The sequence below is a fragment of the Glycomyces lechevalierae genome (assembly GCF_027622945.1).
Lineage (GTDB): Bacteria > Actinomycetota > Actinomycetes > Mycobacteriales > Micromonosporaceae > Glycomyces > Glycomyces rutgersensis.
This window is the reverse complement of the sequence record NZ_JAPZVQ010000006.1, coordinates 248252-267181: the sequence shown is the minus strand read 5'-3', so window position 1 is coordinate 267181 and position 18930 is coordinate 248252. Positions and strand designations below refer to the sequence as shown.

Below are 18930 nucleotides of genomic sequence, written 5' to 3'. Positions count from 1 at the left end.
CTCGCGTGTGCGCTCCCCCCCCCCCACCCAACCGAGACAACCGGGGGGGGGCCCGCCCCCCCCCCCCCCCCCCCCCCCGCCACGCGCTCAGGGGATTCAGAATCCGGGAGCGTCCCCGCGCAGTGCCCTGTCGCTGCGCGCCGGAGTGGTCACCCCGGCGGAGTCCCAGGGCTCAGCTTTTGGGGGCTCGTCCGCGCTCGTGGTGAAGTTCTCGACGATCTCACCGAACTTGGTGCCCTTGATCTTGTCCTGCGCCGCGTCCACGGCCTTGTTCGCCTGCGTGCGCATCGTCGTGGCGACCTGCTGCACCGTGTCGTTCCCGGTCACGCGCCGGGCGTAGTCGACGATCTGCTCATAACGTTCCCGCCCGGCCTTCGCCCCCATGACGTACCCGACGGCGAACCCTGCTACGAGATACCACTTCCGCATATTTGCCTCCTCGGCCGACCCGCGGGCCGAACGCTGCTCTGGTTTGTGCTCTGGAGTTCACTGTGCGTTGCCGCATATAGCGGCCATTCTGCCCCATCTCGGGGTGCCCAGGCGGCCCATGACAGAAACGCGCCGCGCGCGCCGCGCCGCTCCCCCTGCCCGGATTGGACCCACACCACACCGACCCCGCTGGCACCCGCCCCCGCCAGTCCTGTACTGTCATATCCGGTTCGCACGGCGAAACGCCTACTCGAACCCCTTCCCCAATAGCTCAATTGGCAGAGCAGCCGACTGTTAATCGGCAGGTTCTTGGTTCGAGTCCAAGTTGGGGAGCCACACTAGAGATATCCGAACCCCTGGCCGGGAACACCGGCCCGGGGTTCTTCTCTTTCCCGGGCGCATCGCACTCCCACCTCGCACTGAACACCCGCAGTGGAGCGGACTGACCGGCGACCGAGCCTCGTCGGCGACGATGGAGCCCCGGTGAGCCTGGGTTCAGGTTCACCGGGGCTGTTGTTGTCTAGTCGCGTGCCGGGCGTGCGAGTGCGGCGATCGCCAAGGCGGCGATGGTGAGTGCCGCCGAGACCACCACAGCGGCCGCTCCGAGCCAACCGCCTGCGTGGAGGGTGACGTGCTCGAAGGTGATGCCGTCGTCGAGGCCGTATCCGTTTTCGGAGACGTGGTAGAAGTACGTGATCACCCAGGTGGTAAAGGCCCAGGCCGCGGCGAAGCCGAGGGAGAGGGCGCGGATCGAGCGGGGCGCTCGGCCGTCGCCGGAGGCGGGCGTCTTCAGCCGCCGCGAACCGGCGCGCAGCAGGGGCAGCATCGCGCCGAGGATCAGCACCAGCGGAACCGTGATGATCACGAGGTAGAGCGGATCGAGGTAGTTCTTCCCTTCGTTGGGGTCGCCCACGATCGTCTCGACCGTGTTGGCGAGGAGGTACCAGGTCGCCGCGACGGCGAGTCCCGCTGCGGCCGCCACCAGGTAGCCGCGAAACACCCGCGTCGTCGAAGTGGTCCTGTCCCCGGTGTCGTCGAGGCCGGATTCCATGGTTGCCATGTCGTGCCTTTCTTGAAGTTGGTCGGTGCCCGCTAGGCGACCGGGTCGATCGCTTGGGTGAAGAGGCTGTTGCCGTCGAGGTCTTTGAGGGTGACCTCGCAGACCTCGGTTTCGGCGTCGATGACGACCTCCCCGAAGAACTGGTAGCCGACGGCCGGGTTGGTGTTGGCGGCCGGCGGCGGCTTCTGGAAGACCACTTGGGGGCCGAAGGTGTTGTCGAGGCGGCCGGGTCCGAAGGAGCCCGCGTTCAAGGGGCCGGACACGAACTCCCAGAACGGATCGAAGTCCTGGAAGGTCGCCCGGTCGGGGCTGTAGTGGTGGGCGGCGGTGTAGTGGACGTCGGCCGTGAGCCACACCAGGTTGCGGATGCCGCCGGCGCGGCAGTGGGCGAGCACGTCGGCGATGTCGGACTCGCGGCCGAGCGGTGCGCCGTTGTCGCGCTGCGCGATGCCTTCGTAGATGTTCGTGCCGTCGCCGATGATCAGGCCGATCGGGAGGTCCGCGGCGATGATCTTCCAGGTCGCGGTCGAGGCCGAGAGCTCGGCCTTGAGCCAGGCGCGCTGCTCGTCGCCGAGGAGGCGGCCGCCTTCGGGGGCGTTGTTGGGGCCGTTGGCGTCCTTGTAGGTGCGCATGTCGAGCACGAACAGGTCCATCAAGGGCCCGTACGCGATCTTGCGGTAGATCCGGTCGCTGCCGGGGAGTCCGACGGCGCCGGGCGTGTACTCGGCGAAGGCCTGGCGGGCGCGGGCGGCGAGGACGTCGACGTTCTTCTCCGTGTACTGCGGGAGGTCGAGGATCTCGCCGGGGTACCAGTTGTTGACAACCTCGTGGTCGTCCCACTGGTTCACCATCGGCACCTTGGCGAGGTAGTCGCGGAGGTTGTCGTCGATGAGGTTGTACTGGAACTGGGCCCGGAACTCCTGCAGGGTTTCGGCCACTTTGGACTTGCCTTCGGTGGTGACGTTGCGCCAGACCGTGCCGTCGGGCTGGACGACCTCGGCGGCGATGGGGTTGTCGGCGTAGATGTAGTCCCCCGAGCATAGGAAGAAGTCGGGCTCGGAGGCGGCCATGGTGTCGAAGATCCGGTACCCGCCCAGGTCGGGGTTGATGCCCCAGCCCTGCCCGGCGAGGTCGCCCGACCACTGGAATCGGATGTCGCGCGGCTCGGCGGGGGCGGTGGTGAAGGAGCCCGCAAGCGGCGCCGAGCACTGGTCGCCGTGGGCGCTGATCCGGTAGTGGTACGTCGTCCCCGGCGTCAGCCCCTGCAACCGGAGCTTCCCGGTGAAGTCGGAGGCCTCGGTCAGGGCCGGCCCGGTGATCGTCCTGGCGCGCTTGAAGTCCGGTCGCGTCGCGAGCTCGACCCGCATCTGCGAGGCCCGGTCGGCGCGCGTCCACACGACCGCGCCGCGGTCGCTCACGTCCCCGGACTGGACCCCGTGGGTCAACTGCGGCCGCGAAGCCGCGAACGAGATCCCGGGCGCCCCGAGCGCAACTGCGCCCCCGGCCCCGGCGGCCAGCAGCCGACGTCGGTTCATCTGCAAGACGGTCTCCATTTCGGATGATGCGCTTCGCGGTTGCGGCGCATGGCAATAGGTGTGCATGGCGTTGTCCCCGATCGGGTCCGATCGGAGCGGACGGGGCCGTACAGCCCGTCCCCTAGTTGAAGCAGTGGTCGACGCTGCGGGTCTTCGCGCTCTCGGCGTCGTCGTTCCACCCTCGCTGCGCATGGCCGGCGGTCAGCGCCGGGATGCACAGGAGGTAGCCGGTGTAGTCGTCGTTGTCGTAGAGGACGACGGCGTAGTTCGAGTAGTTGTAGACGGAGCTGATCTCGTTGTCGCCGTCCCAGCCGTCGATCTGGTACTTGTCGTTGCCGCCGTCCGGCTTCCAGTTGACGTACCTGCTGCCGGTGAAGTCGTCGTCCTCCCACATGCAGATCCTCCCCCGGTCGCAGTCCGGGGCCGCGGCCTGCGCGGGAGTGGCGCTGAGCGTGACGACCGCGGCGGTCGCGGCGAAACCGAGAGCGGCGACCCGCGTGAAGCGCATCTTGGCCTTCGACATGGTTCCGAACATTGCAGGACTCCTTGACGGGTACGGCGTTGGCGCGGTACGAGATCCGGGGAGCTACGACGTGAAGCCGCCGGGCCGGATCGTTACCAGCGAGACGCCGTGAACACTCACGGAAGTTGCCCGAACGGCGCCCCTCCTCACTAGACGGCCCATTGATCGCTTTGAACCTCAGCCAGTCGAAACCTCAATGGGCACAACGAAACTCTAGGTTGACGAGGGAACGCGCCCAATCCCGCATCCGGGCACATGAAAGCGTCTCAACGGGCAGTACGGAATCCGAACCCGAGCCGCGACGACGGCGGCTACTCCTGCGGCGCGTGGCCCGCGGTGTACTGGTCGGCGTGCTCCCCTGTCGCCGGAACGACGGTGATGACGTCGACCATGACACCGTCAGGGCCTTCGACGATGAAGTGGCGCTGGCCGAACTCCTCAGTGCGAAGCGGCAGCAGCTCGGTCAGGCCGGCCTCCCCGACGAGGCGGCGGTGCTCCTCGTCGACGTCGTCGACCTCGAAGTTGAGGATCAGTCCGCCGCGCACCGGGGTCCGGTGGCCCTCGGGGACGGTCGGATGGTCGGCGTCGAGGAGTGCGAGCTCGTAATGCGGCGCGTCGGGGCGGTACAGACTCACGTACCAGTCGGCGGCGAAGGTCGCCTCGAAGCCGAAGTGGCGGGCGTAGAAGTCGTGCGCGGCGGCGACGTCGCCAGTGGCGATCACCGGGTAGAAGCCTTTGAGGGCGGCGGTCATGGCAGGTCTCCGTTTCAACTTCACATACCTCGAGTATGCGAAAATGATGTTAACATACCCTGGGTATGCGAAAGGGGAGGTCGTCATGACGAGAGCGGCCCAGCGCGAGGCGACACGCCAGGCACTGCTCGCCGAAGGACGCCGGCACTTCGCCGCCGCCGGGTACCAGGAGGTGGTCCTCGCCGAGGTCGCGCAGGCCATCGGCGCGACGAAAGGCGCCGCTTACCACCACTTCGGAAGCAAACTCGGCCTCTTCCGGGCCGTGGTGGCCGAAGTGCAGAACGAGCTCGGCGCCCGCGTCGCCGCCGCGGCCGACGCACACGAAGACCCCTGGGAGCAGCTACGGGCCGGCTGCAGGGCGTTCCTGGCGTCGGGAACCGATCCCGAGGTGCGGCAGATCCTCCTGGAGGACGCCCCGGCGGTGCTCGGCTGGGACGAATGGCGGGCCATGGACGAGGCCTCGTCCGCACGGCACCTCGCCGAAGCCCTTGGAGAGCTGATAGCGGCAGGCGTGATCGCCGAACAGCCGGTCGAGCCGCTGACACGACTGCTCTCGGGCGCGATGAACGAGACCGCCCTGTGGATCGCGCGTTCAGACGACCGGACCGCGCTCGACCAAGCGTCTGCCACTCTGGATCGACTGCTCGTAGGGATCCGGGCCTAGAGGCCGTCCCGCCATCGATTGCGGAAGCTGCCGATTGCGCGAGCAGGCGTAGCCGGACCGGGCTTGTGCCTGAGCAGGCCGGGAAGCAGGCGAACGGGTGGGGGTGATCGCCGGGCTGTGCGGCGAATCGGGGACGGGGTGTGCGCGGAAGTCTTACGGTTGGGCTGTGGGGTGCCTTGGACGGATCCGGGTTTCCTCTTCAAGGCGCGAGCGGACCGCTGCGCCGTGCTCGGGCGATATGGCCGGGGGCATGCGGCTCTGTCCGCGCGATCTCTTCCGTTTTCCCAATGGGGGCATTCGATCATGGGCGATCTCAACGGAACGAAGCTTGAAACTCTGCGCGGGGCGTTGCGGGGCGGCGTCGTCGCTCCGGACGATCCGGGTTATGACGAGGCCCGCAGCATCTACAACGCCATGATCGACCGGCGTCCGTCGGCCGTCGCCAAGTGCGTCGACGCCGCCGATGTGCGGACCGTGCTCGCGTTCGCGCACGAGGAGGGTGTCGAGCTCGCGGTGCAGGGCGGGGGCCACAGCGGGCCCGGGCTCGGCATGATCGACGGTGCGCTCACCCTGGACCTGTCCGCGATGAACTGGGCGCGGGTGGACCCCGCGGCGGGGATCGCGCAGGTGGGAGGCGGGAGCCAGCTCGGCACGCTCGACCACGCGGGCCACACGTTCGGTCTCGGCATACCCTCGGGGATCATGTCCACCACCGGCATCGGTGGTCTGACGCTGGGCGGCGGGCACGGGCACCTCACCCGGAAGTACGGGCTCACCATCGACAGCCTGCTGTCCGCCGATGTCGTGCTCGCCGACGGCACGTTCGTGACCGCTTCGGCGGACAACCATCCGGACCTGTTCTGGGCGTTGCGGGGCGGGGGCGGCAACTTCGGTGTCGTCACGTCGTTCGCGTTCCGGATGCACCCGGTGTCGAACGTCGGGGTCGGGTTGACCGTGTGGCCCGTCGAGCGCACGCAGGACGTCCTGCGGTGGTACCGGGAGTTCCTCCCGACCGCGCCGGAGGATCTCAGCGGATTCTTCGCCGTCCTCGCCGTGCCGCCCGGGCCGCCGTTCCCGGAGCCGATCCACGGGCAGAAGATGTGCGCGGTGGTGTGGTGCTACACCGGCGACCTGGAGGAGGGCCACCTGGAAGAGGTGCTGTCCGTCGTGAACGAGCCGGCGCCGCCGGCGTTCCACTTCAGCGCGCCCATGCCGTACCCGGCGCTGCAGAGCATGTTCGACGGGCTGATTCCCAAAGGGCTGCAATGGTACTGGCGCGGCGACTTCTTCGACGAGATCTCCGACGCGGCGATCGAGGTGCACGAGCGGTACGGCAGCGCCTTGGCGACGGATTCGTCGACCATGCACCTCTATCCGGTGGACGGGGCCGCGCACCGCGTCGGCGCGGACGACACGGCCTGGGCCTACCGGGACGCCGTGTGGTCTGCGGTGATCGGCGGGATCGACCCCGAGCCGGCCAACGCGGACACGATTCGCCAGTGGTGCGTCGACTACTGGAACGACCTGCACCCGCACTCCATGGGAGGGTCCTACATCAACTTCCTCGGCGAGGAGGAGGGCCCGGAACGCGTCCGGTCCACCTACCGCGGCCACTACGACCGCTTGGCCTCGATCAAGCGCACGTACGACCCGGAGAACTTCTTCCGCTCCAACCAGAACATCCCTCCCTCGGAGGGCTGAGTGAGGCCGCACGGCAGGCCGGAGCCGGGATCGCGTTGGGAGGTCCCGGCTTTCGCCCTCCGCCGCATCGGTGCGGGCGGCGAGGGCGCCGACGATGACGGACCGATCGCGTTGCGGCGCTGGGTGTTCTGAGGGCTTTCTAGAGCTCGGCGCGGGCCTGCATGAGGGCGAAGCCGAGGAGGTTGAGGCCCTTCCAGGTGGCCGGGGAGGCCGCGAGGGGGTCGGTCTCGCCGAGGCCGATGCCCCAGACGCGGTCGCGAGGGCTGGCTTCGACCAGGACGCGGTTCTCGGTGGCGCGGAGGTAGGCGAGGAGGTCGTCGTGCTGGCTGAACTTGGCGCGGTTGCCGCGCACGACGATCCCGAACCGCTCGGCCTCCCAGGTCTGCTGGTCGAAGCCGCGGACCTTGCGGCCGAGCGCCTGGGCCTCGCCCGGGTGGCCGGCGTTGAGGATCTTCTTGGCGGAGGCGGCGTCGCCGAAGAGCCAGGCCTTGTGCGCCATCATGTAGTGCTCGGCCGAGGCGAAGCGGTGCCCGTCCTCGGTGAACGCCGCCGGCCACCACTGGCTCAGGCAGCCGCGTCCGGCGCTGCCGTCCGCGTTGGGCGAGTGGCCCCAGAAGTAGACGTACGTGAACGACTGGCCTGACGACGTCAGCGCGACCGCCTCGTCGACATTGCGCGGCAGAACGAGAGCTGCAGACATGCGCCCACCTTGCCATACCAACGCTCGCCCCGCCCGGCGGTAACACTGGATCGGGATCGAAAGGAGCCGCAGTAGGGTCGGGTGCATGGGCGATCCTCGACTGGCTGCCTTGGCGCAGCGGTACTTCGACTTTCATCTGGCCGACAACCCCACTTCGGCGAGCTTCTACGGGATTCCGGGGTACGACGACAAGCTGCCCGACCCGAGCCGCGAGGGCGACCGCGTCCGGCTCGCACACCACGCCGAGATCCGCGCCGGGCTCGACGGGATCGACGCGGACGCGCTCGCGGGGCAGGACCGCATCACCTACTCGATGCTCGCGCGGCTCGTCGCGGACCAGACGGCGACGATCAACGCGGCGCTCGCCGAGGTCGGGCTCTCCAACACCATCACCGGGCCGGTCTCCACCATGCTCTCCTCGCTCCCCCGGTTGAGCCTGAACTCGGGGCAGCGCTCCCGGGACTACCTGGTCCGGCTTGGGGCCCTTGGGGAGTACTTCGACGCCGTGCTCGAGCGGTACCGGCAGGCCGCCGAGGAAGGGCGGAACCAGACGAAGCGCGGCGTGCGCGCCGTCATCGAGCAGATCGACGACTACCTCGGAACGGAGTTGGAGAAGGATCCGCTCGTCTCCCCCACGCCTTCCGGAGTGGACGTCGAGGAGTGGAAAGCCGCCGCCGCCGAGCTGGTCTCGCAGCGGGTGCGGCCCGCGCTCGCCCGATGGCGGGAGGCGCTCGAGACCGAGTTCCTGCCCGACTCGCGGCTCGACGACTACGTGGGGGTCTGCTACACCCCGGGCGGGTCGGACGGGTACGCGGCGGTGTCGCGCACGTTCACCACGACCGATCACACGCCCGAGGAGATCCACCGGATCGGACTCGAGGAGGTCGAGCGGCTGCGCGGCGAGTTCGCCGAGATCGGGGCCCGCGTCCTCGGGACCTCGGACGTGGCCGAGATCGTCGGGCGGCTCCGCGAGGACCTCACGCTGCGGTACGAGACCTCGGACCAGATCCTCGCCGACGTCACCGAGGCGCTGCGGCGGGCCGAGGCCGCGCTGCCGAAGGCGTTCCTGGACTACGACATCGCGCCCTGCACGATCGAGGTGATCCCCGAGGCGGCCGCGAAGGGCGCGACCCTCGCGTACTACACCGTGCCCGCCGCGGACGGCTCCAGGCCGGGCACGCACTGGGTGAACACGTACGAGCCGGCGACCCGGGCGCGGTTCGAGTACGAGGCGCTGGCCTTCCACGAGTCCGTTCCCGGGCACCACCTGCAGTTCGCGCTCGGACAGACCCTGGACGGGCTGCCGCAGTTCCGGCGGTTCGCGTACGTCACCGCGTTCGGCGAGGGCTGGGGCCTGTACACCGAGCGGCTGTGCGACGAGATCGGGCTCTACAGCGGCGATCTGCAGCGGCTCGGCATGGTCTCGTTCGACGCGTGGCGGGCGTGCCGGCTGGTCGTGGACACCGGGATGCACCTCTACGGGTGGTCGCGCGACCGCGCCGTCGCGTTCATGCGCGAGAACACCGCGCTCTCAGAGGTGAACATCGCCAACGAGATCGACCGCTACATCGCGTGGCCGGGCCAGGCGCTCGCCTACATGATCGGGCGGCGGCACATCGGCGCGCTGCGGGAGCGGGCTCGAGAAGCGCTCGGGGACGCGTTCGACCTGCGGCACTTCCACGACCGGATCCTGTCGAACGGCTCGATCCCGCTCGAGACCATGACCGGGGTCGTGGAGGACTGGATCGCCGAGGCGGCCTAGGCGTTTCGGGAGCTGACGCACGGTTGTCGGATTGGTGACAGACAGTTCAGGCCCCGTCCTGCACGATGTATGAGCGCGGCGGTGGCTCCCCCCGGGCGCCGCCGCAACTCTTGCTTTCAGGCACTGCACCCGATCGATTCGATCGGGACGCAGTGCCTTTTTTCATTCCACAATGGACTTCATTGAGGGCGTGCGCCCTTCGCAAATGCCTTATCGCGGATGATTCCGCAAGAATTCGTGGAGAACGTCACCATTCGGGATGACCCCTTCTGCGCGATCGTGATTTAGGTTAGCCTAACCTACACGTTCCCCGGCTTCCCTCCGAGACCGTCCACGCGAAAGGACCCTCCGTGCTGACAAGCGCCGACCTCCGTCCGGCTCCCGCGCCACTCGCCAGCGCCGGCCCGCCGGCCCTCCTGGGCCGCGACTCGGCCGCCGCCTACCGCGGCATGATCACCGATGTCGCAGGCCGCCTTGCCGACCGGTTCGCCGCCGTCGACCGGCCCTGGACCGGCGCGGCCCCCGCGGACCTCGGTCCGGCCATCGCCGCGGTCGATCTCGACCGGCCGCTGGCGTCCTTCGAGGACGCGTTCGACGAGATCGGCGAGCTGTATCTGAAGGACGCGGTCTGGTTCCACCACCCGCGGTACCTCGCGCACCTGAACTGCCCGGTCGCGCTGCCGGCCGTGGCCGCCGAGACCGTGCTGGCCGCCGTCAACACCTCGGTCGACACGTGGGACCAGAGCGCGGGCGGGACGTTCATCGAGCAGCGGCTCATCGACTGGACCGCGCGGCGGATCGGGCTCGGGCCGGACGCGGACGGGATCTTCACTTCCGGTGGGACGCAGTCGAATCTGCAGGCGCTGCTACTGGCGCGGGACGAGGCCGTCGAGCAGGTGCTGCTGAAGCACCGGCTGGAGGTGGGCACGCCGCTGCGCGGGGTCGAGGTGCTCCCCCGGCTGCGGCTGTTCGCCTCGCCGCACTCGCACTTCAGCGTCGTCAAGGCGGCCCGGCTGCTCGGCCTCGGGGAGGAGGCCGTGGTCACGGTGCCCGCGGACGACTGGTTCCGCATGAATCCGGCGGCGCTCGACGCGGCGATCGAGACGTGCCGGGAGCAGCGGCTCGTGCCGGCCGCGGTGGTCGCGACCGCCGGGACGACCGACTTCGGGTCCGTGGACCCGCTGGGGCCGATCGCGGAGGTCATTGCGGCGCACCGGGTCTGGTTCCACGTGGACGCGGCGTACGGGTGCGGGATCCTCGTCTCGCAGCGGCACCGCGGGCTGCTGGGCGGCATCGAGCACGCCGATTCGGTCACTGTGGACTACCACAAGTCGTTCTTCCAGCCGGTCAGCTCCTCGGCGCTCATCGTGCGCGACCGGGCCTCGCTGCGGCACGTCACGCACCACGCCGACTACCTCAACCCGGCCGAGGCGGTGTTCCCGAACCAGGTGGACAAGAGCCTCCAGACGACGCGCCGCTTCGACGCGTTGAAGTTGTGGATGACCCTGCGCACCTTGGGACCTGACGCGCTGGGCGCGATGTTCGACCGGGTGTGCGCGCTCGCGGACCAGACCTGGGACTGGCTGGCCTCGGACCCGCGCTTCGAGGTGGCCGCGCCGCCCTCGCAGCTCTCGACGGTGCTGTTCCGGCTCGCCGGGGCGGACGACGACACGCACCGGCGGGCGCGCGAGGCGCTCGCGGCCTCCGGTGAGGGCATGGTCGCGGCGACGAAGGTGGAGGGGCGGACGGCGTTGAAGCTGACGCTGCTGAACCCGGAGACGACGCTCGCGCACATCGTGCCGGTGCTCGAGGCGCTGGCGCGCCACGGCAAGAAGGCGCAGGAGGCGGCGTGAGCTCCATCGAACCAAGCGGCACTGTGATTCACGACTTCATCGGGATCGGGTTGGGGCCGTTCAATCTCGGGCTCGCCGCGTTGACCGCGCCGATCGAGGATCTCGACGGGATCTTCCTGGAGCGCAAGCCGAACGTGGACTGGCACCCGGGGATGCTCATCGAGGGCACGACCATGCAGGTGCCGTTCATGGCCGACCTCGTGACCCTCGCGGATCCGACCTCGGCGTACTCGTTCCTGAACTACCTCAAGGAGAGCGGGCGGATCTACCCGTTCTACATCCGCGAGTCGTTCTTCCAGTTGCGCACCGAGTTCCAGGACTACCTGCGCTGGGCGGCCGAGAAGCTGGACAACCTGCGCTTCGAGCGGAACGTCGTCTCGGTCGCGTGGGAGGACGGCGTGTACGCGGTCCGCTCGGAGGGCCCGGGCGGGGCCGCGACGGACTACGCGCGCCGGCTCGTGCTCGGGACCGGCACGCCCCCTTGGATTCCGCCGGCGTGCCGGGAGCTGGAGAGCCCGACCGTGTGCCACGCTTCCGCCTATCTGGAGCACCGGGAGCGGCTGCGGGAGTGCGGGTCGATCACGGTGGTGGGCAGCGGGCAGAGCGCCGCCGAGATCTACCGGGACCTCCTGGGCGACATCGAGGAGGGCGGGTACGAGCTCAACTGGGTCACCCGTTCGCCCCGGTTCTTCCCGCTCGAGTACACGAAGCTGACCCTGGAGATGACGAGCCCGGAGTACGTGGACTACTTCCACGGGCTGCCTTCGGCGAAGCGCGACGAGTTGAACGCCGAGCACAAGAACCTGTACAAGGGCATCAACGCCGAGCTCATCAACGAGATCTTCGACCTCCTGTACCAGAAGCGGTTCGAGCGCGGGTCCGTGCCGACGCGGCTGTTCACCAACTGCACCGTGGAGAAGGCGGCGGGGTGCGGGAGCGTGCGGCTCTCCGTGCGCCAGCACGAGCAGGACCGCTCGTTCGAGCTCCAGACCGAGGGCCTGGTCCTGGCGACCGGCTACAGTTACCGGGTCCCCGACTTCATGGACGAGGTCCGCGACCGGCTGCGCTTCGACGCGACCGGACGCCTGGAGGCCCGCCGCGACTACAGCGTCGACGCCGCGGGCGAAGGGGAGGTCTTCGTCCAGAACGCCGAACTCGCCACGCACGGGTTCGTCTCGCCCGACCTCGGCATGGCCGCCTACCGCAACTCCTGGATCATCCGGTCGCTGACCGGCCGGGAGGTCTACCCCATCGAGCGCCGCATCGGCTTCCAGGAATTCGGAGCACCGGAGTGATGAGTCCGCAGCCGCCCACGAGCTTCTACTACCTGCACCCCGAGCTGGGCGACTTCGGCCTGCGCCCGGTCGACCCGCCCACGGACTCGCCGCTGCTGCACGAGTGGGTGACGCACCCGAAGGCGAAGTACTGGATGATGCAGGAGGCCTCGGTCGCGGACGTGCTCGCCGAGCACGAGGAGATCGAGGCGAACCCGCGCCACTTCGCGTACATGGGGCTCTACCACTACCGGGCGCGGTTCCTCGTCGAGGTGTACGACCCGGCCGGGACGGAACTCGCGGGCGTGTACGACCCGGCGCCGGGCGATGTCGGCATGCACGTGCTGACCGCGCCCGCGGAGCAGCCGATCCCCGGATTCACCAAGGGCGTCATGGACACCGTGATGCACCTGCTGTTCGACGGGTTCGGTGCGCAGCGGGTCGTCGTGGAGCCGGACGTGGGCAACGAGGCCATCCACCGCCTCAACGAGTTCGTGGGCTTCAAGCCCGAGCGAAGCGTGGACCTCAAGGACAAGCAGGCGCTGTTGAGCTTCTGCACCCGAATCGATTTCGAGCGGTCCGCCGCGAGAGGAGTGCACGCGTGAGCGCCATCGACCACCTCACCCCGGACCTGTGGCAGCAGGCCACCAGGAACCTGCTGGCCAAGGCCATCGGCGAGTTCGCCCACGAGCGGCTGCTGGTGCCCGTCAAGGACGGCGAGCGGTACGCGCTCGCGGCCGGCGCGGAGCGGTACCGGTTCGCCGCGCACCGCTTCAAGCTCGACCACTGGGTGGTCGACCCCGCGTCGATCGAGCGCACCGACGGCACCGCTGTTGAAGGAGGCACCGCAGTTGAAGGAGGCACCGTTGAAGGAAGCACCGCAGTTGAAGGAAGCACCGTTGAAGGAAGCACCGCAGTTGAAGGAAGCACTGTCGAGCTGGAGCTGGACGCGGCCGCGTTCTTCCTGGCGTTCAGGGGCGAGCTCGGTTTGAGCGACGCGGTGCTGCCGGTGTACCTCGAGGAGGTCGCCGCCACGGTGAACCGCGGGGCGTACCAGCTCGGCGAGGGCCTGCCGAGTGCGGCGGCGCTCGTGGACGAGGGGTTCCAGGCGATCGAGGCGGGCATGACCGGCGGGCACCCGTGCTTCGTGGCCGGGTCCGGCCGGCTCGGGTTCACCTCCGAGGACTACCGGGCGTACGCGCCCGAGACCGGCGCGGGCGTGCGGCTCATGTGGCTGGCGGCGCGGCGCGAGCACGCGATGTTCGCGGCCGCACCGGAACTCGACTTCGCGTGGCTGCTGGAGACGCAGCTCGACGCGGACTCGCGCGAGTACTTCGCGTCCATGCTCACCGACCGCGGACTCTCCTATGAGGACGTCTTCCTGATCCCGGTGCACCCGTGGCAGTGGCGCAACAAGATCTCGGTGACCTTCGCGCCCGAGATCGCCGCCGGGCGGCTCATCCCGCTGGGCGAGGGGCACGACGAGTTCCAGGCGCAGCAGTCGATCCGCACGTTCTTCAACCGCTCCCGGCCCGAGGCCGACTACGTGAAGACCGCGCTCTCGGTGCTCAACATGGGCTTCATGCGCGGCCTCTCGACCGAGTACATGGAGGTCACGCCCGCGATCAGCGACTTCGTGGCCGACCTCGTGCACGGCGACCCGACCCTGAAGCGGCACGGCGCGACGGTCCTGCGCGAGCGCGCGGCCGTCGGCTACCGGCACCCGGCCTACACCGCCGGCGCGCCGAAGGGCTCGCCGTACCGGAAGATGCTCGCCGCGCTGTGGCGCGAGAGCCCGATCCCGAAGCTGGCCAAGGGCGAGCAGGTCGCGACCATGGCCTCGCTGCTGCATGTGGACGGTGACGGGAAGCCGCTCGCGTCCGCGCTCATCCGCCGCTCGGGCCTGCGTCCGGCCGACTGGCTGCGCGGCTACCTCGACGCGTACCTGGTGCCCGTCGCGCACTGCCTGTACCGGTACGGCCTGGTGTTCATGCCCCACGGCGAGAACGTGATCCTGGTGCTCAAGGACGGCGCCGTCGAGCGCGTGTTCTTCAAGGACATCGGCGAGGAGTGCGCGGTCCTCGAAGCGACGACGCCGGTGCCCGAGGCGATCGGCCGCATCCGCGCCGAGGTGCCCGACGACGTGCGGGCCCTGTCGATCCTCACCGACGTCGTGGACTGTTTCCTGCGGTTCCTCGCCGGGCACCTGCACCTCGACGGCGTGCTCAGCGAGGACGAGTTCTGGCGCGTGGCCGCCGAGTCGCTGAAGGACTACCAGGCCGCCCACCCCGAGCTGGCCGAGGCGTTCGCGCGGTTCCCGCTGTTCGAGGACGGCTTCACGCTCTCATGCCTGAACCGCTTGCAGCTCAAGAACAACCTGCAGATGGTCGACCTCGAGAACCAGGAGGAGAGCCTGATCTACGCCGGCAGGCTCGACAACCCCCTGGCCGCCTGGCGCTGATCCGGACCCGGGGCCGGCCGGCGAGGGCCGGCCCCGCCGAACCCCGCCACCCGGCGGGTGCGGGGACGAGACGGGGCGAGCCATTATGTACAACATGCATCTGAATAGCCCTGTTCTCATCACGGGTGCCAGCCACGGCCTGGGCATGGCCACGGCCTCGGTGCTCGCCGCCGAAGGCGTGCCGCTCGCGCTCTGCGCCCGCAACGCCGCCCCGCTCAACGAGTTCGCCGAGAAGCTGCGCGCCGAGTTCGACGTCCCGGTCGCCACCAGGGCGCTCGACGTGAACGACACCGAGCTGATGATCGAGTTCGTGCACGAGGCCCAGCGCCGCCTCGGCGACCTCAAAGGCGTCGTCGCGAACGTGGGCGGCTCGCGGGGCCGCAGCATCGTCGACACCGAGCCCGCCGACTGGGCGTACTCCTTGAGCGTCAACGTGACCAGCGCGATGACCGCGCTCAAGGCGGCCCTGTCGCAACTGCGACGGACCGGCGGCTCGGCGGTCCTGGTCTCCTCGATCTCCGGCTCCAAGCCCTCCCCCGGCCTCGCGTACGGCTCGACGAAGGCCGCGCTCAATCACGCCGCCACGGTGCTGGGCCGCGAGCTGGGCCCGAGCGGCGTGCGCGTCAACGCCGTCGCGCCCGGCTCGATGCTCATCCCCGACCGCAACTGGGACCGCCTGCGCGTGGCCGACCCGGGGCGCTACGAGGCGTTCCTCGAGGAGTTCCCGAACCGGGAGCTCCTCGACCCGCGCGACGTGGCCGAGGTGATCGCCTTCCTCTTGTCGGACAAGGCGAAGGCGATCAACGGCGCGGTCATCCCGGTCGACGGCGGCCAGAACGCGCCCAGCGCGTACGGCTACTAGACGGCGGTCAGGCGGCTTCTTCGACCGGCTTCGGGCCGGTCAGCCGACCCATCAGGAACGGGAACACGAGCAGGGCGACGACGGCGCAGAAGACGCAGAGCATGCCGTAGCTGGCGTATTCGACGATCGGCCCTGAGGCGAGCCCGGCGGCCATCGCGGCGAGGCCCATGATCAGGTCCGAGAAGCCTTGCGTAGAGGGGCGTTCGGCGGGCGTGATGGCGCTCGTGACGAGCGCGGCCGAGCCGACGGTCATGGCCGACCAGCCGAGGCCGAGCAGGACCAGGCCGACCGAGAGCCGCACGTGGTCGCTCGCGGGCGAGGAGCCGGAGACCGCGCACGCGGCGACGAGGACCGCGGTGCCCGCGATGAGGATCGGGCGCGCGCCGTACTTGTCGACGAGGCGGCCGATGATCGGCGCGAACGCGTACATGCCGCCGATGTGCAGGCCGAGGATGACGCCGACGACGCTGAGGGCTTCCTCCGGGTCGGCCATGCCGTGCTTGATGTGCACGGCCGTCATGGCCATGACGCCGACCATCACGAAGTGGCCCAAGGCAGCCGCGATCACGCCGGTGCGCACGGCCGGGTTGGCCTTCGCGGTGCGGTAGCCGTCCGCGATCGAGCGCTTCGGCGCGTCCGTCTCACCGCTGATCTCGCGGGCCGTGAGGAGCGGGTCGGGGCGCAGGAACACGAGGATCACCGCGGCCGTGATCAGGCAGAGGACGCCGATGGCGGCCATCGAGCCGACGTACGCGGGGCCGCCGAACCAGCCCGTCCAGACCCGCTCGGCGAGCCCGGCGAGGGACGGGCCCGCGACCGAGCCGATCGTGGTGGCCCACACGATGAGCGCCAGGTGCGAGCCGCGCCGCGCGACCGGGGCGAGGTCCGCTGCGGCGTACCGCGACTGGAGCCCGGCGAAGGAGGCCGCGCCGAGCAGGAAGTAGCCGACGACCGCGAGGACGGCGTTCTCGAGGTGGATCGCGGAGGCGACGATGAGCGTGCCGATGACCGCGCAGCCGTAGCCGAAGGCGAGGCCGCCGCGGCGGCCGAACCGCTCGGTGATGCGCACGGCCGGGACGACGACGAGCGCCGAGCCGCCCACGAAGAGGCTCTGGGCGAGCCCGGTGAACGTCGCCGAGCCCGTCATCTCCTCGACGAGCAGGGCGCCCACGGCGATGCCGATGCCGACGGCGAGGCCGCCGAGGATCTGGGTCATGAAGAGCGTGCGCAGGACGCGCTTCTGGAGGGGAGCGGTGTCGGGGACGGTGCGGTCTGGCGGGGCGTCTTCGGGGAGGGTGCTGGTCACGAGGGTCGGTCCTTTCTGGAGTTGTCGGCCGGATCAGTGGGGTCCGGCCGGTCAGATCGGCGGTGCCGCCGGTCCTGACGCCTGGGCGATGGCGTCGGCCACCGCCCCGGCGAGCTTCGGGTCGAGCCGGGAGGTGCTCACGCGGATGCCCTGGTGGCCGTGGAAGGAGTAGGCGCGGCCGGGCGCGACGGCGAACCCGGCGTCGCGCAGGGCCACCACGGCGGCGGTCTCGTCCGCGACCGGGACCCATACGTTGAGCCCGGAGCGGCCCCACACGTCGATGCCGCGGTCGGCGAGCGCTTCGCGAAGGGCCGCTTGACGTTCGGCGTAGACGCGGCCCGCGTGGGCGACCTGCGCCTCCACGGCGTCGTCGGTCCAGGCGGCGATCACGAAGTGCTGCAGGATGCGCGAGACCCAGCCGTGGCCCATCTGCATGCGTCCCTGGATACGGGCCTTCGTCTCCGGATCGGCGGCGACGAGCGCGCAGCGCAGGTTGGGGCCGTAGGGCTTCGACGCGGAGCGCACGAACATCCAGCGCTCGGCGGCGTCGGCCACGAAGTGCAGCGGGAGCTGCGAGAGCTCCGCCCAGTGGTCGTCCTCGATGACGAAGACGCCCGGGTGGCGGGCGATGACCTCGCGGAGCGCGGCGGCGCGCTCGGCGGACACCGCTGCGCCCGTGGGGTTCTGGCCGCGCGAGGTGAGGATGAACGCTTTCGCGCCGGCGGCGAGCGCCGCGGCGAGCTCGTCGGGCAGCGGGCCTTCACCGTCGATCGCGACGGGCGTGACCTGGTATCCGGCCGAGAGCAGCAGGTCCCGGCCGTTCGACCAGGTGGGCTCCTCGACGGCGATGGTGTCGCCGGGTTCGAGCCGGGCGGCGAGGCCGCGTTCGAATGCGTCGAGTGCGCCGGAGGTGACGGTGAGATCGCCGTGCACGCCGTCGGCGGCGAAGCGGTCGCGGGCGAGGTCGAGCAGGTCGGGGCAGGGGCCGCCGTCGCGGTAGTTGCCGGGCGAGATCTCGACGCGCGGCATGAGGGAGGCGAGGTCGGGCAGCAGGTCGGGGTCGGGTTCGCCCGAGACGAGGTCGAGCACTCCCGAAGGGACCGTGAGGGTTCCGGCGGGGGTGAAGGCGGAGCGCTGCCGGATGAAGGTGCCGGCGCGGCCGCCGGTCTCCACCACGCCGCGTTCGCGCAGGCGCCGGTAGGCGGAGGCGACGGTGCCGGGGGCGACGCCGAGGTCCGCGGCGAGCTTGCGGACGGGAGGCAGGGTGCGGCCGGGCGCGAGCTGCCCCGAGCGCACGCCGGACTCGATGCTGGCGGCGATCTCGGTTGCCGCCGATCCGGTGATCTGATACTGTACCGACATAACTGAAGCATTGTATCAGTACAAAAACGCGATAGGAGCCACCCCCGATGTCCGCCCTCGAATGCCCTTACAGCGGCCAGTTCACCCCGACCGAGCGGACCACCCCGAAGCGCTCGCGCGAGCGGGTCACCTATGAGCGGGAGGCCGCGTACCGGGTGCTCGACGAGGCGCTGTTCTGCGACCTCGCCTTCGTCGGACCCGACGGCGCGCCGCGGGTGCTCCCCACCTTCCATGTGCGCGTTGGGGACACGCTCTTCGTGCACGGCTCGACCGGGTCGAGCATGGGCCTGGGCGGGCGCGAGGAGTTCGCCGTGAGCGCCACCGCCACCATTGTGGATGGACTGGTGTTCTCGAAGAGCTGGTTCCACCACTCCATGAACTACCGCTCGGTCGTGGTGCACGCCAACGCGAAGCTCGTCACCGACGCGGACGAGCGGTGGACGGTGTTCAAGGCCCTCATCGACCGGATGGCCGAAGGCCGCTCAGAGCGCTCGCGGGAGGCGAACGACAAGGAGAACGCGATGTCCGCGCTCCTGGCGATCCCGCTCGAGGAGGTTTCCATCAAGCAGCGCTCGGGCCCGCCCGTGGAGGAGCCGGAGGACGAGGACCTGCCATTCGACAACGGCGTCGCCCCCGTTACCACTGTTGTGACGGGGCGGATTTAGGGGCGCCGGAGGATCCCCTAA

The 18930-nt window shown here is 69.8% G+C and carries 17 protein-coding genes and 1 tRNA gene; 10 read left to right on the top strand and 8 right to left on the bottom strand.

Going from position 1 to position 18930, the window contains the following annotated elements:
• Window positions 1-96: 96 nt before the first annotated feature.
• Complete coding sequence (locus tag O2L01_RS12955; RefSeq protein WP_270122354.1) at window positions 97-429, bottom strand: YtxH domain-containing protein; 333 nt, start codon at window positions 427-429, stop codon at window positions 97-99.
• A gap of 260 nt (window positions 430-689) precedes the next feature.
• Here O2L01_RS12955 and O2L01_RS12950 point away from each other — a divergent pair.
• A tRNA-Asn gene (locus O2L01_RS12950) sits at window positions 690-765 on the top strand.
• A gap of 184 nt (window positions 766-949) precedes the next feature.
• Here O2L01_RS12950 and O2L01_RS12945 read toward each other — a convergent pair.
• The 4 genes from O2L01_RS12945 to O2L01_RS12930 form a co-directional block, all read right to left on the bottom strand.
• Complete coding sequence (locus O2L01_RS12945) at window positions 950-1489, bottom strand: hypothetical protein (protein WP_270122353.1); 540 nt, start codon at window positions 1487-1489, stop codon at window positions 950-952.
• Between the two features lie 32 nt (window positions 1490-1521).
• The gene (locus tag O2L01_RS12940; RefSeq protein WP_270122352.1) at window positions 1522-3024 is read right to left on the bottom strand and encodes an alkaline phosphatase D family protein; all 1503 of its coding nucleotides are present in this window, start codon (window positions 3022-3024) and stop codon (window positions 1522-1524) included.
• A 121-nt stretch (window positions 3025-3145) separates the two neighbouring features.
• A complete protein-coding gene (locus O2L01_RS12935) occupies window positions 3146-3559 on the bottom strand; it encodes a peptidase inhibitor family I36 protein (RefSeq protein ID WP_270122351.1) in 414 nt (137 codons plus the stop codon).
• A gap of 299 nt (window positions 3560-3858) precedes the next feature.
• A complete protein-coding gene (locus O2L01_RS12930; protein ID WP_270122350.1) occupies window positions 3859-4299 on the bottom strand; it encodes a VOC family protein in 441 nt (146 codons plus the stop codon).
• A gap of 85 nt (window positions 4300-4384) precedes the next feature.
• Here O2L01_RS12930 and O2L01_RS12925 point away from each other — a divergent pair, with 85 nt between their 5' ends.
• On the top strand, window positions 4385-4963 hold the full coding sequence (locus tag O2L01_RS12925) for a TetR/AcrR family transcriptional regulator (RefSeq protein WP_270122349.1): 579 nt from the start codon (window positions 4385-4387) through the stop codon (window positions 4961-4963).
• Between the two features lie 303 nt (window positions 4964-5266).
• A complete protein-coding gene (locus O2L01_RS12920; protein WP_270122348.1) occupies window positions 5267-6664 on the top strand; it encodes an FAD-binding oxidoreductase in 1398 nt (465 codons plus the stop codon).
• 139 nt (window positions 6665-6803) lie between these two features.
• Here the strand turns inward: O2L01_RS12920 and O2L01_RS12915 are convergent, their stop codons facing one another.
• Window positions 6804-7364: an NADAR family protein gene (locus tag O2L01_RS12915; RefSeq protein WP_270122347.1), complete on the bottom strand. Its 561-nt coding sequence runs from the start codon at window positions 7362-7364 to the stop codon at window positions 6804-6806.
• A gap of 85 nt (window positions 7365-7449) precedes the next feature.
• Between O2L01_RS12915 and O2L01_RS12910 the strand changes: the two genes are divergently transcribed.
• From O2L01_RS12910 to O2L01_RS12885, 6 genes are all read left to right on the top strand, one after another.
• Window positions 7450-9126: a DUF885 domain-containing protein gene (locus O2L01_RS12910; protein WP_270122346.1), complete on the top strand. Its 1677-nt coding sequence runs from the start codon at window positions 7450-7452 to the stop codon at window positions 9124-9126.
• A gap of 350 nt (window positions 9127-9476) precedes the next feature.
• Window positions 9477-10979, top strand: a complete 1503-nt coding sequence (locus O2L01_RS12905; RefSeq protein ID WP_270122345.1) for a pyridoxal phosphate-dependent decarboxylase family protein — start codon at window positions 9477-9479, stop codon at window positions 10977-10979.
• Window positions 10976-12274, top strand: coding sequence for a lysine N(6)-hydroxylase/L-ornithine N(5)-oxygenase family protein (locus O2L01_RS12900; RefSeq protein ID WP_270122344.1), 1299 nt, complete (start codon window positions 10976-10978; stop codon window positions 12272-12274). The genes O2L01_RS12905 and O2L01_RS12900 overlap by 4 nt, the downstream gene beginning before the upstream one ends.
• A complete protein-coding gene (locus O2L01_RS12895) occupies window positions 12274-12858 on the top strand; it encodes a GNAT family N-acetyltransferase (RefSeq protein ID WP_270122343.1) in 585 nt (194 codons plus the stop codon). The genes O2L01_RS12900 and O2L01_RS12895 overlap by 1 nt, the downstream gene beginning before the upstream one ends.
• Window positions 12855-14714 (top strand): IucA/IucC family protein, encoded by a 1860-nt coding sequence (locus O2L01_RS12890; RefSeq protein WP_270122342.1) that lies wholly within the window; start codon window positions 12855-12857, stop codon window positions 14712-14714. Before O2L01_RS12895 ends, O2L01_RS12890 begins: the two co-directional genes overlap by 4 nt.
• A 94-nt stretch (window positions 14715-14808) precedes the next feature.
• Window positions 14809-15576 (top strand): SDR family NAD(P)-dependent oxidoreductase, encoded by a 768-nt coding sequence (locus O2L01_RS12885; protein ID WP_270122341.1) that lies wholly within the window; start codon window positions 14809-14811, stop codon window positions 15574-15576.
• Window positions 15577-15583: 7 nt separating this feature from the next.
• Here O2L01_RS12885 and O2L01_RS12880 read toward each other — a convergent pair whose 3' ends face one another.
• Both O2L01_RS12880 and O2L01_RS12875 read right to left on the bottom strand, forming a co-directional pair.
• Window positions 15584-16882 (bottom strand): MFS transporter, encoded by a 1299-nt coding sequence (locus O2L01_RS12880; RefSeq protein WP_270122340.1) that lies wholly within the window; start codon window positions 16880-16882, stop codon window positions 15584-15586.
• 51 nt (window positions 16883-16933) lie between these two features.
• A complete protein-coding gene (locus O2L01_RS12875) occupies window positions 16934-18244 on the bottom strand; it encodes an aminotransferase class I/II-fold pyridoxal phosphate-dependent enzyme (protein WP_344469416.1) in 1311 nt (436 codons plus the stop codon).
• Window positions 18245-18291: 47 nt separating this feature from the next.
• Here O2L01_RS12875 and O2L01_RS12865 point away from each other — a divergent pair, with 47 nt between their 5' ends.
• Window positions 18292-18909 (top strand): pyridoxamine 5'-phosphate oxidase family protein, encoded by a 618-nt coding sequence (locus O2L01_RS12865; protein WP_270122339.1) that lies wholly within the window; start codon window positions 18292-18294, stop codon window positions 18907-18909.
• Window positions 18910-18930 lie beyond the last annotated feature (21 nt).

Bases quoted from the DNA above. Each gene is read 5' to 3' on its own strand.
- O2L01_RS12955 (WP_270122354.1), bottom strand. From the start codon at position 429: ATGCGGAAGTGGTATCTCGTAGCAGGGTTCGCCGTCGGGTACGTCATG.
- O2L01_RS12945 (WP_270122353.1), bottom strand. From the start codon at position 1,489: ATGGCAACCATGGAATCCGGCCTCGACGACACCGGGGACAGGACCACT.
- O2L01_RS12940 (WP_270122352.1), bottom strand. From the start codon at position 3,024: ATGAACCGACGTCGGCTGCTGGCCGCCGGGGCCGGGGGCGCAGTTGCG.
- O2L01_RS12935 (WP_270122351.1), bottom strand. From the start codon at position 3,559: ATGTTCGGAACCATGTCGAAGGCCAAGATGCGCTTCACGCGGGTCGCC.
- O2L01_RS12930 (WP_270122350.1), bottom strand. From the start codon at position 4,299: ATGACCGCCGCCCTCAAAGGCTTCTACCCGGTGATCGCCACTGGCGAC.
- O2L01_RS12925 (WP_270122349.1), top strand. From the start codon at position 4,385: ATGACGAGAGCGGCCCAGCGCGAGGCGACACGCCAGGCACTGCTCGCC.
- O2L01_RS12920 (WP_270122348.1), top strand. From the start codon at position 5,267: ATGGGCGATCTCAACGGAACGAAGCTTGAAACTCTGCGCGGGGCGTTG.
- O2L01_RS12915 (WP_270122347.1), bottom strand. From the start codon at position 7,364: ATGTCTGCAGCTCTCGTTCTGCCGCGCAATGTCGACGAGGCGGTCGCG.
- O2L01_RS12910 (WP_270122346.1), top strand. From the start codon at position 7,450: ATGGGCGATCCTCGACTGGCTGCCTTGGCGCAGCGGTACTTCGACTTT.
- O2L01_RS12895 (WP_270122343.1), top strand. From the start codon at position 12,274: ATGAGTCCGCAGCCGCCCACGAGCTTCTACTACCTGCACCCCGAGCTG.
- O2L01_RS12885 (WP_270122341.1), top strand. From the start codon at position 14,809: ATGCATCTGAATAGCCCTGTTCTCATCACGGGTGCCAGCCACGGCCTG.
- O2L01_RS12875 (WP_344469416.1), bottom strand. From the start codon at position 18,244: ATGTCGGTACAGTATCAGATCACCGGATCGGCGGCAACCGAGATCGCC.
- O2L01_RS12865 (WP_270122339.1), top strand. From the start codon at position 18,292: ATGTCCGCCCTCGAATGCCCTTACAGCGGCCAGTTCACCCCGACCGAG.